Genomic DNA, 15986 nt, shown 5'->3' on the forward strand with positions numbered 1-15986 from the left:
CCTCGCAAAGCTCGTCAACTGCTACAGGTTGCACGCAAAACATCTGTAGGAGCGAGCTTGCTCGCGATCTTTTGATCTTTCGCAGCCTTCGTGCCTCGTCAGCGACTACGGGCTGTAGGGCAACTTCTTACGCGGAACTCGGCAATGGCCGACTTGGCGGTGTTGGCCGAGGGGGACAAGCTCTGGATGCTCAGCCCTTGAGATCGGCCTTCTCACCATGAGCATTCAGCCCACTTCATCCAGCACCTGGTGCTGGATCGGTAAATTGACCCCGCCGCATACCCTGCTGACGTCTAAGGTGCGCGAAACCCTGCTCGCGTCATTGCGCCAACAACCTTCACCCCCTTTGCTGCTGGTCGTCGCGCCCGCCGGCTACGGCAAAACCATTTTGCTGATGCAATGGCGCCAGGAACTGCTGGCTCGCCCTGCCCCTGCCCACCTCGCCTGGCTTTCGCTGGATGAAGCCGACGCCGAGCCCAATCGCTTTTTGGCCTACCTTATTCTGGCCCTCGAACGCGCCGGGTTGGAGCTGGGGCCTCTCTCACACCTGGCCGCCACTCAATCGCTGGACGCCCAGCCGCTGCGAACCCTGTCTGCGTTGCTGCACGCGCTGTCTCACGCTGACCACCCGATCACGCTGCTGCTGGACGACTATCACTACGTGACCTGCAAAGAAGTCGATCACATCGTCTGCACGCTGCTTGAACAGGCAACACCTTGGCTGAATCTGGTGGTCGCCAGCCGCACCCGTCCGGCCTGGCCCCTGGCCCGCTGGAAAACCAACGGCTGGGTGCAGGAAGTGTCTGCCCACCAACTGAGCCTGTCAGAAGACGAGACCCGCAGTATTCTCGGAGCACATGCCCAGACCAGCGATGTTCAGCACATCCATCGCACCACCGAAGGCTGGGCCGTCGCCGTGCAGTTGGCGCGCCTCTGGCGAGAAAGCCATGAAGGCAATGTGTACGGTTTGGGGGCGTTTTGCGGTTGTGTCACGGATGTGGCTGACTACCTGGCCGAGCAAGTGCTGGGCAGCCTCTCGCCGCAATGCCAGCTTTTTTTGCTCGAAACGTCATTGCTCGAACGCTTCAATGCCGAGCTGGCCGATGCGGTGCGTGAACGCACGGACAGCGCGCAATTACTTAGCCAGCTCAGCCACCTTGATGCGCTGCTGATGCCACTGGACGCCGAGCGCCAATGGTTTCGTTATCACGGCCTGCTGCGTGATTTTTTGAGCCCGCGGGTGTGCCTCACGCAAGCCCGGCGCATCCACCGCGCAGCCGCCCACTGGCTGGCGCAAGCCAGCGATTGGGTACAAGCCGTGGCCCACGCCCTCAAGGCCAAGGACACCGTGCTGGCAATTACTTTGGTGGTGCAGGCGGGTGGCTGGGCGTTGGTACTGCGCCAAGGCATTCGCTATGCACAAAGCCTGGTGCAACAGTTTGATGAACACACCCGGCGCAATGCGCCCGACCTGTTGCTGCTGCAAGCCTACCTGCACGCCAAGCTGGGTGAGCATGCCCTGTGTACGCAACGGCTGGAACTCGCGCAAAAGTCGCTGCAAGGTGAGCCGCGCCTGCTGCGCGACTTTTATGTGATACGTACCTTGTCCAATGCGTATCTGGACCGCTTCGAACATGACGAGCCGCCCCAATGTCTAGGCGAACACCCCGAAGAACTGCTCGCCCAAGCCACGCTTGAATGCGTAAACACCCTGCATTTGCTGATCCGTGGCGACATGCCACAGGCCCTGCGCAGCATCCGCACAGCGCAGGTACAAATGCAGTTGGTAGCCAGCCCGCGCGGCGAAAGTTACTGCTGCCTGCACGAGGCGCAACTGCTGGCCCTGAGCGGGCAAATGCAGGCATCCAGCACCTTGATCAACAGCACGCTGGCCTTTGTCCAAAGCCACTTTGGGGGTGACAGCTCGTTGAAAGCGCTCATCGGCTGTTTAAAGGCCCGTCAGGATTATTGGCAAGGCCACTGGGAGCAAACGACGCCGTGGCTCAACGATGGCTGGGCAGCGCTGGAATATGCCGACGGTTGGCTGGAAGTCGTGGCAGGTACCGCCGAAGTCACTTGGCGCACGACCTTGCAGGCCAAGGGCTTGCACCCTGCGTTGCATGAGCTGGATCGCGTTTCGCAACTGGCTAGCATCCGCAATTGGCCGCGATTGCAGCAATTGATCAACGCCTGGCGGGTCGACGCGCTGGTACAGGGCGGGATGCTGACGCAGGCCCGTAAAGAGGCGCAACAAGCAGACCTGCACACCCAAAGCCCTCAGCAAGACTGGCGCAACCTCGAAGCGGCCAGCCTGGCGCTGAGCCGCTTGCACATCGCCACCGGCGCCTCTCAGGTTGCGCTCAGTCGCCTGCAACGTGACGCGGCGCACTTGCATGACAAAGGGTTGTTGCTGCCGAGTTGGCGCTTGAAATTGCTGGCTTTGGTGGCCTTGCACAAAGCGCAAATCCCCCAACAGGCAGACGACGTACTGGCCACCCTGCTGCCGCTGTGTGAAAACGCAGTCCCCGGCTTGCTGCTGGAAGTCGGGCCGTGCCTGCTGCCCGTGCTGGAACACTACACAGAAGCGCTGCCGGCCCTGCAACCGGTGATTAGCCGGCTGCGCAGTTGGCGGGCGCAGCCGTTGCGGGTAAAGATCCCGTTCAGTCCTAAAGAATCCCAAGTCCTGACGCTGCTCGCCTGCGGCCAGCACAACAAAGCCATTGCCCAGGCGCTGGACGTGTCTGAAAACACCGTGAAATTCCATCTGAAAAACATCTACACCAAGCTGTCGGTGGACAACCGCACCAGCGCCATCAACATGGCCCTGCGCCAAGGCCTGATTGCCCCACCGTTGTAACCGGAATACAAACACCAAACCTACCCGTTGGGGTAGCTCATGGCAGAACATGCGGCTGCCCTACCCTTCGGCTCCGTAGCCCCCCGCCCACACGCGCCCCTAGCATCGACCCCGGTACAACGCCGGGCAGGCCTTGCGCTGCCTCCAGCAAAAACAATCACAACAGGAGATGCCCTGTGGGTATGGACGGCAAAATCGTACGGGTTGCCACGGATGTCGGCGGCACGTTCACGGATCTGGTGTATTTCGAAACCGACACCGCCACTGGCCAACAACAGATTCGCACGGCCAAGGTTGACACCACCGCACCAAACTTCGCCGAAGGCGTGCTCAACGTCATTCAAAAGGCCGACGTGGCGCTGGAAAAGGTTGATTTTCTCGCTCACGGCACCACGGTGGTGATCAATGCCTTGACCGAGCGCCGGGGTGTCAAAACGGCGCTGATCACCACCAGCGGTTTTCGCGACATTCTGGAGATTGCCCGGGCCAATCGTCCGGATTACTTCAACCTCAAATGGGTCAAACCCGCCCCTTTCGTGCCGCGCTACCTGCGCCTGGAAGTTAATGGCCGCTTGCACACCGATGGCCGCGAGCGCGAGCCACTGGACCTGTCGACACTGCCCGACCTGCTCAATACCTTGCGCTGTGAAGGCGTCGAAGCAGTAGCCATCTGCCTGCTTCACGCCTACGCCAACCCCGTTCATGAACAAGCACTGCTGGCCGAAGTCCGCAGGCTCTGGCCCGACGTATCGGTGGTCGCTTCACACCAGATCACCCGCGAGTGGCGCGAATACGAGCGCTCCAGCACTACCGTACTGTCGGCATACGTACAGCCCATTGCGGCGCGCTATCTCGATGAATTACAGGCCGGTTTACGCAACGCGGGGTATCAGGCGCCGCTGTACATCATGCAGTCCAACTGCGGTGTCGACAGCCTGGCGCACGCCCGGCAAACCCCCATCACCATGGTTGAATCCGGGCCTGCCAGCGGTTTTTGGGCGGCAGCCGAACTCGGGCGTTTGATCGATGAACCCAATCTGCTTGGGCTGGACATTGGCGGCACCACCGCCAAGTGCGCCTTGATCCAGAACGGTCAGGTCAGCATCAAGACCGACTACTGGATAGAACGTGACAGCACCCACGCGGGCTATCCGATCATGGTGCCGGTGGTGGATCTGGTAGAGATCGGCAACGGTGGCGGCTCGATTGCCTGGGTCGATGATTTTGACAAACTGCACGTCGGGCCACAGTCCGCAGGGGCTTTGCCCGGCCCGGCCGCCTACGGCAATGGCGGTGAACACATCACCACCACCGACGCCAACCTGGCCTTGGGCCGGATCAACCCGGACTACTTTTGCGGCGGCGAACTGACCGCCGACCAAGGCGCAGTCGCCCGCGGGCTGGACCTGCTCAGCGAGCGTTTACAGCTGCCGCCCATCGAGATCGCACGCGGCATCGTGCGGCTGGCCAATGACAACATGGTCAACGCGCTAAAGCTGGTCTCGCTAAGTCGTGGCCATGACCCGCGCGAACTCACCTTGATGGCATTTGGTGGTGGCGGTGCCCTGCACGCCGTAGCCCTCGCGCAAGAGCTGGGGGTTAAAAAGGTCATCGTCCCGCGCAGCGCGGCGGTGTTTTCGGCGTGGGGCATGACCTTGTCCGATCTGCGCCGCGACCTGTTTATCAACCGCTTCGTGGACACCACCCAACCCGCCGCCCTGGCTGACACCCAATGCGCACTTGAAACGCTGATGCACGCGGCCCGCGAGCAATTCGTGGCCGAGAACATGGCGCCAGCTCAGGTGCAACTGCAGGTGTTCGCCAAGCTGCGTTATCAAAACCAGGAGCACTCGGTCGAGGTTGCGCTGAACAGCCATGAAGCCATCGCCGAACACTGGCCCGCGATCGAGCAGCGTTTTCACGCGTTATACGAGCAGCACTACACCTACCGCCTGCAGGCACCGGTTGAAATTGTCGGTTTTCACCTGATAGCCGTGGCCGAGATCGGCAAATTGATCCCCCAGGCCCTGCCCGTCACCGGCCGCCCCCTGCAAGCCGCCCGCAAAGGCCAGCGCAACGTCGACTTTGCCCTTCAGGGCGTGCATCTGGCCGCGCTCTACGACTATGCCTTGCTTGAGCCGAACATGACCTTCGGCGGCCCGGCCATCGTTGAAGACTCAGGCACCACGGTGGTGATCCACCCCGGCAATCACGTGCGGGTCGATCAACTCGGCAACTTGCATATCACCCTCGATGGCAACGGAGCGTAAACATGCACAGCCTCGATATTTTTACCCGCGACATCATCCAGAACGCTTTGCAGGCCATCGCTGATGAAATGTTTGCCGCCATGCGCAAAGCCGCGATGAGCCCGATTATCTATGAAGTGCTCGACATGGGCACCGGCATTACCGACGCACAGGGCGATATCGCCAGCTCGGGCGCCGGAATCCCGGCCTTTGTCGGAGTGCTCGACAAGGCCGTGAAGCAAATTCTCAAGCACCACCACGCCGATGAAATCGAAGACGGCGACGTGTTTATCAGCAACGACCCACACGACGGCGGCGCAGTTACACACCTCAATGACGTGGTGCTGGCCATGCCGGTGTTTGCTGACGGGCAACTGGTGGCCTGGACAGCCAACATCGCCCACTGGAATGACGTGGGCGGCATGGTGCCCGGCTCGTTATCGACTGAAGCCGTTGATATTTTTCAGGAGGGTTTGCGCCTGGCGTCGGTCAAGTTGATCAGCCGCGGGCAGCCGATTCGTTCGGTGCTGCAAATATTGCGCGCCAATTCGCGCATGCCGGACTTTATGGAGGGGGATTTGTGGGCCGGTATCGCCGCCGTGCGCGGTGGCGCTCTGCGCTTGCAGCAACTGAACAGCAAATACGGTACCGATCTGTTTTTGCAGGCCATGCGCGACTTTATGGACCTGGGCGAAAAAATCTCGCTCAAGGCCCTGGCAACCTTGCCCGGTACTACCCTCAACCTGAGCGAACCGCAAGACGACGCCAGCGTATTCAAGGTCGGTATTACCATCAGCCAAACAGAACTGCTGATTGATCTGCGCGACAACCCCGACCAGTGCGCAGGCCCCGTCAACCTCAGCCGCGACGGCGCCGTGGTGGCAGCGCAAATGGCATTCAAGGCGCTTACGGCCCCGCAGGGCGTAACCAACGGCGGCACCTTTCGCCCGCTCAAGGTACTGACGCGCCCCGGTTCCTTGTTTGATGCGCAGGCACCCGCCGCCGAGGGCTTTTATTTCGAAAACATGATCCGGGTCTACGACCTGCTCCTGCGCTGTTTGGCCACGGCGTTCCCCGAGCGCCTGCCGGCCGGCAATTTCGCCTCGGTGTGCGCCACCATCATTGGCGGCGTGCACCCGGACACCGGGCGCCTGTTCACCCTGGTCGAACCCGAAATCGGCGGCTGGGGCGCCGAACCGGGCCGCGACGGCAATAACGCCATGTACTCAGGCCTGCATGGCGAAACCTACAACTGCCCGGTCGAGATCTGCGAAGTCCGCTACGGCCTGTATGTCGAGCGCATGGCACTGAACGACGAACCCGGCGGCCACGGCCAGTTTCGGGGTGGCCGGGGTATCTGCATCGACTATCGGGTGCGCTCCGACGCCAGCTTCATGACCTGCGGCTACACCCGCTCGGTCGTGCCGCCGTGGGGCCTGCAACAGGGGGAGCCCGGCTCGCTCAACTACGTAGAAGTGATCCGCCAGCACAGCGGCGCGCACGAACGCTACGCCATGGCCAGCAGCATCCCCCTGAATGCGGGTGACCTGGTGCGCGTACGCACCGGCGCGGGCGGCGGCTTTGGCCCACCCGGCAAACGCTGCAAGGACGCGGTGCGCGATGACCTGAAAAACGGCTATGTCGACGCCGCCACCGCCCACGCGGTGTATGGCGTTCAAGGCTGACCTGGGCTGAAACACGGCTTCAAACAAAAACAACAATAAAGAGAGCTCAACCATGCACACACACTTTGCACGGCGCCTCAGCGTCGGTCTTGCACTCGCTTGCACCCTGAGTTCCAGCCCGCTGGCTCTGGGCGAGCAATTTATCGGATTCGCCCAACCCGGAATCCCGGGCAGCTGGGCGGTGGAGTCATTTCCGATGCTCAACCGCACCACCGACGGCGACCTCAGCGTGGCCGCCAATACGGTGCTGGCGTACTTCTCCGAGACCGGTTTCACCGGCACCACCCGTGATCAACTGCAATTTTGGGTAGGCGCCATCCCCGGCTACGCCAGCAGCAACGGCGCCCGTGACAGCAGCGCGTGGGGCATTGCCTCGCCCAATGTCGGGTTTTCGTACTACTACAACGTGGTCGAGCCCACTAGCGACATGGGCTCAGATGACTACACCACGTTCTGGACCAACCCTACGCTGATGGTCGAATTCCCCAACGGCAATGACGATCTGACCGGCCACGGCGCCTTTGCCAATCGTTACGCCGTGAGTTTCAGCGTCGCCAACTACCTGCGTGTGGGCCGTTTCGCCGTCACCTTCACCCCCGCAGGCATCCATTATGCCGCCCGCAACCGCCACGCGACCGACTTGGGCGCGGGCGACCCCGCCCAACTGCGCGGCGGGGTCAGCCTGTGGCTGGGCGACATTGCCGCCGGGTATCTGGTAACCGAAGACCTGTGGCTGGGCGTGCACCACGTCTACCACATCAACAACACCACCGCCTCGGACTTCAACGTGTCGCGGGCCGGCAAGATCGGCCCGTCCATGACCTACACCGGGTTTGCCGAGGACGGCCTCTTCATCTCCGCCAACCTCAATGTTGACTACTACCACAGCGCCAACCTAAAGCATTCCAACGCCCTGACCATGGCGCTGGTGAAGTTCTTTTAACCTTGCGAGGCCACCCCCATGGACACCCCGACATTTCCCACCCCGGCACACGACGTGCCGGTCACCGTGCGCTGGCTGAACCCGATTGGCCGCCCCACCTTCAATGCGCCGATCAGTGAACTGCTGCACGCCATCAAACTGCCTTCGACCCGCGTTGAAGTGCTGTCGCTGGCCATGGCGGCCAGCTCCACGCATCTCGAATACCGCGCGTATGAAGCGCTGACCTACGCGCCCATCGTGCACATAGCCCGCGACAGCGCCCAGCACAACATCGACGCGCTGGTACTGGGCTGCTTCTACGACTCGGCCCTTGAAGATGCCCGAGAAATCTCTGGCCAGACCGTGGTCATCGGCCCTTGCCAGGCCAGCGTGCAAGTGGCTGCCAATCTGGCCAACCGGTTCTCGATCATTGTGGGGCGCAACAAATGGATAGAGCAGATGCACGGGCGCATCCGGGCTTACGGCGCGCAAGACCGGCTGGCCTCCATGCGCTCGCTGGGCATGGGCGTGGACGAGTTCCAGCGCGATCACGCCCTCACCCGCCGAACCATCATTGAACAGGCCCGGCTGGCCGTCGAACAAGACGGCGCAGAAGCCATCATCCTCGGTTGCACCATCGAGTTCGGCTTCTTCGAAGAGGTACAGGCGCAAATCGGCGTACCGGTCATTGACCCGGTGGTCGCCGCGTTCAAAGTGGCCGAAGCCGCAGCGGGCATGAAACGCCGCTTTGGCTGGAGCCCCAGCCGGGTAGGCAGTTGTGAGCCGCCATCCGAAGCAGAGATCAAGGCCTTCGGGCTGTTTCAAGAACCGGTGCCAATTGGCAACCGCATCAACGCCTAATCCTGGATGCAGCCCTTATGAGCATGACGCCTGACACCACAACAACCCGGCAGGTCGGTGATGTATTTCGCACCGTGCCCTTGACCCGCGAACATTTAAAAAGCTGCCTGGCGCTGTTTTTTGTCTTTGCGATTGAAGCGTGGGAAATGATGATCATCGTCTACACCTCGCCACTGATCGCCAACGACTTCGGCCTCGACACCATCGCCGTCGGCAACCTGATTGGCGCCATGTTTATCGGCATGCTGCTGGGGTCGCTGGCCTGGGGCAAAGTGGCTGAACGCATCGGCCGCAAACGCGCCATCATATTGAGCCTGGCGACCTATGGCGTGATCTCGCTGGCCAGCGCCTTTGCCCCCGATTACGTCACCCTGTACAGCCTCAGACTGCTGTCGGGTGTGGCGGCGGTGGGCATGATGGTCGTCACCTTTGCCCATTTTCAGGAACTACTGCCCTTGCGCTATCGCGGCGCGTTGTCGGTGTACCTCGCGGCAGGCTGGCCGGTCGGCATGTTGTTGGCGCTGGGCGCGACCGTGTGGCTGCTGCCATGGGGCTGGCGGGCGATTATCGTGCTGAGCTCAATGGGCAGTTTATGGGCGTTGGTGGTTGCGTATTGGGTGCCGGAATCGCCTTATTGGCTGGCAGGTGCCGGTAAACAAACCCAGGCCCGCGCCGTGATTGCCCGGCTCAGCCGAGGCGCGGTGCAAGTCCCGGAGCATTGCCGACTGCACATCGACCAGACCAGCCGGGGCCATCAGCGTGAACTGTTCAACGCCGCGCTGTGCAAAGTCAGCGTGTTGCAAATTGCCGTCAACTTCACCTTCTCGTGGGGCTATTGGGGCCTGCAAACCTGGCTCCCGACCTTGCTCCAGCAGCGCGGCCTCAACTTGCCACAAAGCTACGGCTTTATTGCCCTGTCAGCCCTGTGCATGATCCCGGGCTACATGGCCGCCTCCTGGCTGACCCACCGTTTGGGGCGTAAAAAAGTCATCATCGCCTTCATCAGCGCCTCCGTCGTGGCCGGGTACGCCTTTGCCAACGTCCAGAGCCTGGAAATGCTCTACCTCAGCAACTTTGCCCTGGCCTTCTTCAGCCTCGGCGCCTGGGGCGTGTGGGGCACCTGGATCGCCGAACTCTACCCCACCCCACTGCGCACCATCGGCTATGGCTGGGCAGTCTTTGCCCAACGCGTGGCCAACATCCTGGCACCGTCCATCATCGGCGTGCTGGTGGCCTATGGGTCATCCTTCAACCTGACCACCACCCTCATCAACGGCTTCATGTTAGTCACCGTGCTGATGGTGGTGTTTATTCCGGAGACGCAAGGGAAGGCGTTGCAATGAGCCCGGGTGCAGGCCTTTGGACCAATGAATACGGCTCGCTGATGAGCCTGGTCGTTGAGGGTAATAAAGTGTCGGGGGTTTACCAGTCTTCAACGGGTTCCACGGGGCAGTACGAAGTCAGCGGTTACCAACTGGACACAGCCGCCACGGCGACACTGGGTCAACCCGTGGCGCTGGCCATCGACTGGCATTGCGTCGGCAAAGGCACGGCAGACCCCAGTTGGAACTGGTCATCCTCACTCTGCGGACAAATCAGTTTGCAGGGGCAGGAAGAGGTGTTGACCCTCTCGCATTTACTGGTCGCCAGCAGTGACTTTACGGGGCTTGCCACGCAGGGAACCTACGTCGACAAACTGGTGTATCGCAGGCCCGGCCGTATGCAACGCGCGGTGCCGACAGGGGCTACTGCCATAGCGTCGCGCGTCGACAACCCGCTGACAGGCATATGGATCGCGCCGGACGGCACGGGTTTAAACCTGTGGGTTGAAGCCACCAAAGAAGGTCGAGCGGGCCGTGTGCAGGGCTTTTTGATCAATGCCGAGGGCCAGACACAGGTGGTGGGGTTTACCGACATCAAAGCCATGGCCAGCGGGCTAGTGCTGCAATCACTGGCACTGAGCACTGCACACTCATCCCACGTACAGTCGTTATGTGGAACCTTACAGATGCAGGATCAAACATTGGCGTTAGCGGTAATGACCAGCGCACCGACAGCGCCAGGCCAGACGTACGTACAAACACGTCTGACGGCATTAGTGTTTAAACGCGGGTAGCTTTTGATCTTTCGCAGCCTCGTGCCTCGTCAGCGACTACAGGTGTGCGCAATACACCTGTAGGAGCGAGCTTGCCTCGCGATCTTTTGATCTTTCGCAGCCTTCGTGCCTCGTCAGCGACTACAGGCGGGCGCGGTAAAAGCGTAGGAGCCGCCGAAGGCTGCGATCTACGGCCGCTGCGCGCCCGGACGTAGCCTCGCAAAGCTCGTCAACTGCTACGGGGGGGGCGCGCAATACACCTGTAGGAGCGAGCTTGTCTCGCGATCTTTTGATCTTTCGCAGCCTTCGTACCTCGTCAGCGACTACAGGGGTGCGCGGTAAAAGCGTAGGAGCCGCCGCAGGCTGCGATCTTTTGATTTTGGCTATTGCGTAGCCTCGCAAGGCTCGCCAACTGCTACAGGTGTATGCGCTTGATCGCGGTCTTTTGATCTTTCGCAGCCTCGTGCCTCGTCAGCGACTACAAGCGGGCGCGGTACAACTGTGCGTCTCACGTAAAACATCTTTGTTCGCGCAATAACGTCTCCAGCTCTTTTGTCGGCAATGGCCGGCTCAACAGGTAGCCCTGGACTTGATCACAGCCGTTCTCTGTTAAAAACGCCAGTTGCTCACAGTTTTCAACACCTTCTGCAATCACCTGCAAGTTGAGGCTGTGGGCCAGTTCGATGATGGTGCGGGTAATGGCCGCGTCCTGGGCGTTGTGCGGGACTTCGCGGATAAAAGCGATGTCGATTTTCAATTTATCAATCGGGAATCGACTCAGGTAAGCAAGGCTCGAATACCCCGTGCCAAAGTCGTCTATGGAGATCTTCAACCCGATGTCTCGCAACGCCAACAAACTGGCGATGGTCTCCGGGGTGTTGAACATCAAGGAGCTTTCGGTCAACTCCAGCTCCAGCCATTTAGCCTCGATTTGATGTTCGTCCAGCGAGCGCTGGATGTCTTGCACAAAATCCCCCTCGGCTATCTGCTGCGCCGAGACGTTGACCGCCACCTGCGACACGCCCAATCCGGAACGCTGCCAATAGGCAATTTGCTTACAAACCCTGGCAATCACCCACTGTCCCACCATGGAGATAAGCCCCATTTCTTCCAGAATCGGCACAAATACCGACGGCGACACACTCGCCAGCCCCGGGCGATGCCAGCGCAACAGCGCTTCAACCCCGCACATGGTGCCGTCGCGCAGGCTTATCTTCGGCTGGTAATACAGCTCAAACGCCTGCTTGCGTACCGCATCACGCAACGCCGTTTCGAGCTCTTGGCGTGCCTGCACTTCGACATTCATTTGCGCGGTGTAAAACCGGTAGGTGTCCCTGCCCGCCTGTTTGGCGCGATTCATCGCGGTGCTGGCCTGTTTGATCAGCCCCTCGGCGTCGGCGCCATCATCGGGGTACAGGGCAAGCCCCATGCTTGCGGTCATGGTCACGTCTTGCTCTTGAACCCTGAACGGCTCGCGCAGCACTTCTCGAATACGGTCCACGATCTGTTTGGGCCCCGTCTGGCCTTTGCGGATCATCAAGATCAAGGCCAATTCGTGACCGTCCATACGGCCCAAGGTGTCGGTAACGTTAAGGCAGTTGGACAACCGACGACAAAACTCGGCCAGCACCTGATCACCAATCAAATGCCCCCACACGTCGTTGAAGCTTTTAAAGTCATTCAGATCGACCTTGCACACCGCCAGTTGCCAGCCTCTAAGCTCGGCCTGGGTCAGGCCCATTTGCAAGGTGGTGTAGAACAGGTTGCGGTTGGGCAAGCCGGTCAGCGGGTCGTAGTTGGCCATTTTCAACAGGCGCTCGTCGCTGCCCATGGCGGAACGAAACCGCTCAACGTCGATGGTGCGCTTCTGCAATTGCTGCTCGAGCATCAAGCTGTGCACCACCTGATGATCGCCAAAGGCCTTGAGCCTTAGCAGGTTGCGCACTTTGAGCCACAGTTCATCATTGACTACCGGCTTGCTGAGCACCTCTTCGGCGCCCGCCTCCAGCCCTGAAAGCCGTGCGCTTTGCTCGCTGAGGCCCGACAACATGATGATCGGGATATTCGCGGTCGCCACGTTCGCCTTGATATGGCGGGCCACTTGGTAGCCGTCCATGCCCGGCATCATGGCATCGAGCAAGATCAAGTCAGGCGGTTGCCTGGCCACCATGGCCAAGGCCATTTCACCCGAAGGGGCGCTCAGCGTTTGATAGCCTTGATCCTCCAGCATGATCTCCAGCAACTTACGGATGCCTTCGTCATCATCAACAATTAACAGTGTGGCCGGCGTTGTAGGCATGAAGAGTCCTCAATTCAGTCGGCCCGGGTTTCCAGCCTTGATCGGCCTTCGGTCAGTGTATTCACCGTGTTGAACCCCTTACCGCCGGAGCTCTCGCTTTAAGTGAGTTGGAGTAAAGCACCGTTCTCAGGGTTTCTCCACGCGGGCGCTTTACAAAATCTATGCCAGCCACCACCGGGCCATGGTCTGTTTCAAATAAAGGCACATTCAAACGAAATCGCTGCCGATTTAAGCGATGGCAAGCAGCCAAAAACTGCGGAACAAGACATCGGCAGCGCTTAAAAATCAGCCATTTCGTACGACACTTCGCTTTCAATTGAGCGAAACTTCCGAGAAAATCCCGTTCGCTTGCGCCTGTCCAGTTCGAGGCATAGTCTCGGCCCATCGCTGTCCATCAGCGGTTGGGTTTAGTCGCCCGGCAAGTGATCAGGCGCAAGGCGCCACCTGTGCGAGGCGTTTTTTTCGGCCGCGTTTTATGGTGGCCGTGCGCAGGGCGCCTTCGGGCGCGCCGGGTTTCCTGATCACCGGTCGACTAACCTGCGTACGGCTGCCACCCACTCGTTTAGTCGCGACAGGTGACAGCTCCTTTAAGTGATTAGGAGTTGTACCCATGAAAAAGATTGTCCCCGATCCACCCACCCTTCCCTTGCTCGATGCTGCCCAGTGCAACGATGTGCTGTTAGACCGTGCGGCCGCCGAGCGCGCGCTGGATTTTTACCTGCTCGAACCCAAACCTCCACGACACGTGGATCTGGCCACGTATGTCATCCCGGACAGCGTCAATTTAGAAGCGGCTTTGGCCCAAGCGTCAGACTTGTTGCGCTGCGCGGGTGCCTCCGCGAGTGAGGCAGGAAATGGCATGAGCGGGCACGCGCGCAGTTTGGTGTTATCGACCGTGCACCTGGTGGAGCTGGCCAGGGCGTACGTCGATAAGTCGCTGGATGGTTTAACCACGCACTAAAGCAGCACGCGCCTGCTTGGCGACAGGCGCGTCAGCCCAACCGTGTATTCATGCATACACCTCACCCTACCCGCCACAGCTGGTCCAGCCGCGTGGTATAGCCCTGGCTCATCAAATCACGGCGCATAGCCCACTCCGGATGGCTCGGCACACTGGCCGTGCGCAACGTGCCACGCCCCCAGCGCCCGTTAATCTCGTCCAGCACCGCCATCACCCGCGACGCCTCCGCAGGCTGGTTAATCGCAAACAGATCATCGGTAAACTCGCCCGGCTGGCGCAGATCCAGCAACAGCACCTCTGCCTTGCTGTATTTAAAACCCGGCCGAAACACCAACTCCACCGCATCAACCGCAGCCTTGGTGAGCAAGCGCACGTCGTCGGTCGGGTACGGCAACGTCACCACCACACCATTGGCGTACTTGGCCTCATCGGGGTTGAACATCCCCGTACGAATACTCACCCGCACCTTGCGGCAATAAGAACGCTGGGCCCGAAGCTTCTCGGACGCGCGCATCATATAAGTCGCGACCGCTTCTTTAATAGGTGCCATGGCGGTCAGGCGTTTGCCGAACATGCGACTACAACAGATCTCTTGTTTGGGCGGATCTGGCTCATCCAGCTCCAGGCACGACGTACCCGCCAGCTCGCGAGCGGTTTTCTCCATCACCACGCTAAACTTTTTGCGCAGCATCCATGGGTCAGCACTGGCCAGATCCATGGCCGTCATAATGCCCATGCCTTGCAAATGCAGCGTCATGCGCCGGCCCACGCCCCACACTTCAGCCACCGGCGTATTACGCAGCACCCAACTGCGCTCACGCTCGCCACACAAATTAACCACCCCGCCTGTACGCGCCTGCAACCGTTTGGCCGTGTAGTTGGCCAACTTGGCCAGGGTTTTGGTCGGGGCAATCCCCACCCCTACCGGGATCCCTGTGCACTGCACAATTTTGCTGCGCAACTGGCGCCCCACCTCGCTGGGGTCGGTAATACCGGTCAAGTCAGCAAAACACTCATCAATGCTGTACACCTCGACGGCGGGCAGCTGAGCCTCGATCAGGCTCATCACCCGCTCACTCATATCGCCGTACAGCGCATAGTTGGACGAGAACGCAACAATCCCCAATGCTTCCAGCCGATCCTTGATCTGAAAATACGGCTCACCCATTTTTATGTGCGGCTTGGCGTCATAACTGCGCGCAATCACGCAGCCATCGTTGTTGCTCAGCACCACAATCGGCACCTTGGCCAGGTCCGGACGAAACACCCGCTCGCAACTGGCATAAAAACTATTGCAGTCAATCAGCGCAAACACCGCTGGCAACTTAGTGGCCATGGCTGCACGCTATACGTAATCACGCCCCAAATAGACAAGTCATCGCCCTCCAGCACATGGTGGTCGGGGTACTTGGGGTTCTCGGAGCAAAGCACCACGCGCTTGCCACGAATACACAGCCGCTTACAGATCGGCTCGTTATTAAGCAGAGCCACCACCACATCCCCGTCTGCCGCCTCAATAGAACGATCAACCACCGCAAGGTCACCCGAAAAAATCCCCACCCCCTGCATGCTGTCGCCATCAATCGTCACCAGATACACATGCGGGGCACGCAGGCTTAGCACCTCATCCAGCGAGATGGGCTGCTCCATATGGTCCGTCGCAGGCGACGGAAACCCCGCCGGGATCTTGAACGTACACAGCGGCAAGCGAACGCTGCCTTCAGCAAGAGGACCCAAGAGAGAGAAACCCATGACACGCGCCTTTCCATAAACTGTACATGCATACAGTAGACTGTGGCGTAAGAGCCCGGTCAATTTTTATGTCAGAAATTTCGACAGGTGGAGCCAGCCGCATCCGAAATTGCCAAAAACGCATGCCCGACCTAAATGCTCTGCTTTATCGCTGTGCGATATCTGGAGCAATTGCACTAACTTGAAGCGAATTTCAGATTCGCCCTACACATTTAGGGCGCATAAGTACTGTCAAACTCAGTGACAAAAGCGCGTAATACACTGCTATTTACCGCTTATCGCTTAATTTGATGTTTTGATATCAA

Annotated in this window: 11 protein-coding genes; 8 read left to right on the forward strand and 3 right to left on the reverse strand. The window is 59.9% G+C overall.

The genetic code is table 11. From position 1 onward, the window contains the following. The first annotated feature begins 217 nt into the window (after positions 1-217). The 7 genes from GHO25_RS07170 to GHO25_RS07200 all read left to right on the forward strand — a co-directional run bounded on the left by GHO25_RS07170 (position 218) and on the right by GHO25_RS07200 (position 10690). Complete coding sequence (locus tag GHO25_RS07170) at positions 218-2857, forward strand: LuxR C-terminal-related transcriptional regulator (protein ID WP_153390300.1); 2640 nt, start codon at positions 218-220, stop codon at positions 2855-2857. A 182-nt stretch (positions 2858-3039) separates the two neighbouring features. Then, on the forward strand, positions 3040-5127 hold the full coding sequence (locus tag GHO25_RS07175; protein WP_153390301.1) for a hydantoinase/oxoprolinase family protein: 2088 nt from the start codon (positions 3040-3042) through the stop codon (positions 5125-5127). A gap of 2 nt (positions 5128-5129) precedes the next feature. Continuing rightward, positions 5130-6791: a hydantoinase B/oxoprolinase family protein gene (locus GHO25_RS07180; protein ID WP_153390303.1), complete on the forward strand. Its 1662-nt coding sequence runs from the start codon at positions 5130-5132 to the stop codon at positions 6789-6791. A 52-nt stretch (positions 6792-6843) separates the two neighbouring features. After that, positions 6844-7734 carry a hypothetical protein gene (locus GHO25_RS07185; RefSeq protein ID WP_153390305.1) on the forward strand — a complete coding sequence of 297 codons (891 nt, stop codon included), beginning with the start codon at positions 6844-6846 and terminating at the stop codon, positions 7732-7734. Positions 7735-7752: 18 nt separating this feature from the next. Continuing rightward, positions 7753-8574, forward strand: coding sequence for an aspartate/glutamate racemase family protein (locus GHO25_RS07190; RefSeq protein WP_153390307.1), 822 nt, complete (start codon positions 7753-7755; stop codon positions 8572-8574). A gap of 17 nt (positions 8575-8591) precedes the next feature. Continuing rightward, complete coding sequence (locus GHO25_RS07195; RefSeq protein ID WP_256677170.1) at positions 8592-9917, forward strand: MFS transporter; 1326 nt, start codon at positions 8592-8594, stop codon at positions 9915-9917. Beyond that, complete coding sequence (locus GHO25_RS07200; RefSeq protein ID WP_153390309.1) at positions 9914-10690, forward strand: avidin/streptavidin family protein; 777 nt, start codon at positions 9914-9916, stop codon at positions 10688-10690. Before GHO25_RS07195 ends, GHO25_RS07200 begins: the two co-directional genes overlap by 4 nt. Before the next feature lie 487 nt (positions 10691-11177). On the opposite strand, the gene GHO25_RS07205 is transcribed toward GHO25_RS07200, so the two are convergent. After that, positions 11178-12968 (reverse strand): bifunctional diguanylate cyclase/phosphodiesterase, encoded by a 1791-nt coding sequence (locus GHO25_RS07205; protein WP_153390311.1) that lies wholly within the window; start codon positions 12966-12968, stop codon positions 11178-11180. A gap of 610 nt (positions 12969-13578) precedes the next feature. On the opposite strand from GHO25_RS07205, the gene GHO25_RS07210 reads away from it, so the two are divergent. After that, positions 13579-13929: a DUF6124 family protein gene (locus GHO25_RS07210; RefSeq protein ID WP_048369073.1), complete on the forward strand. Its 351-nt coding sequence runs from the start codon at positions 13579-13581 to the stop codon at positions 13927-13929. A 61-nt stretch (positions 13930-13990) separates the two neighbouring features. On the opposite strand, the gene umuC is transcribed toward GHO25_RS07210, so the two are convergent. Together umuC and GHO25_RS07220 are read right to left on the reverse strand one after the other, a co-directional pair. Then, positions 13991-15265 (reverse strand): translesion error-prone DNA polymerase V subunit UmuC, encoded by a 1275-nt coding sequence (umuC, locus tag GHO25_RS07215; protein WP_153390312.1) that lies wholly within the window; start codon positions 15263-15265, stop codon positions 13991-13993. Further along, complete coding sequence (locus GHO25_RS07220) at positions 15232-15681, reverse strand: LexA family transcriptional regulator (protein WP_153390314.1); 450 nt, start codon at positions 15679-15681, stop codon at positions 15232-15234. The genes umuC and GHO25_RS07220 overlap by 34 nt, the downstream gene beginning before the upstream one ends. Positions 15682-15986 lie beyond the last annotated feature (305 nt).

It is taken from the genome of Pseudomonas sp. FSL R10-1350 (genome assembly GCF_009600525.1).
In the GTDB taxonomy this organism is placed as follows: domain Bacteria; phylum Pseudomonadota; class Gammaproteobacteria; order Pseudomonadales; family Pseudomonadaceae; genus Aquipseudomonas; species Aquipseudomonas helleri.

Coding starts and splice junctions, on each gene's coding strand:
- GHO25_RS07210 (WP_048369073.1), top strand. CDS start 13,579: ATGAAAAAGATTGTCCCCGATCCACCCACCCTTCCCTTGCTCGATGCT.
- GHO25_RS07220 (WP_153390314.1), bottom strand. CDS start 15,681: ATGGGTTTCTCTCTCTTGGGTCCTCTTGCTGAAGGCAGCGTTCGCTTG.
- GHO25_RS07195 (WP_256677170.1), top strand. CDS start 8,592: ATGAGCATGACGCCTGACACCACAACAACCCGGCAGGTCGGTGATGTA.
- GHO25_RS07175 (WP_153390301.1), top strand. CDS start 3,040: ATGGACGGCAAAATCGTACGGGTTGCCACGGATGTCGGCGGCACGTTC.
- GHO25_RS07205 (WP_153390311.1), bottom strand. CDS start 12,968: ATGCCTACAACGCCGGCCACACTGTTAATTGTTGATGATGACGAAGGC.
- umuC (WP_153390312.1), bottom strand. CDS start 15,265: ATGGCCACTAAGTTGCCAGCGGTGTTTGCGCTGATTGACTGCAATAGT.
- GHO25_RS07180 (WP_153390303.1), top strand. CDS start 5,130: ATGCACAGCCTCGATATTTTTACCCGCGACATCATCCAGAACGCTTTG.
- GHO25_RS07190 (WP_153390307.1), top strand. CDS start 7,753: ATGGACACCCCGACATTTCCCACCCCGGCACACGACGTGCCGGTCACC.
- GHO25_RS07170 (WP_153390300.1), top strand. CDS start 218: ATGAGCATTCAGCCCACTTCATCCAGCACCTGGTGCTGGATCGGTAAA.
- GHO25_RS07200 (WP_153390309.1), top strand. CDS start 9,914: ATGAGCCCGGGTGCAGGCCTTTGGACCAATGAATACGGCTCGCTGATG.
- GHO25_RS07185 (WP_153390305.1), top strand. CDS start 6,844: ATGCACACACACTTTGCACGGCGCCTCAGCGTCGGTCTTGCACTCGCT.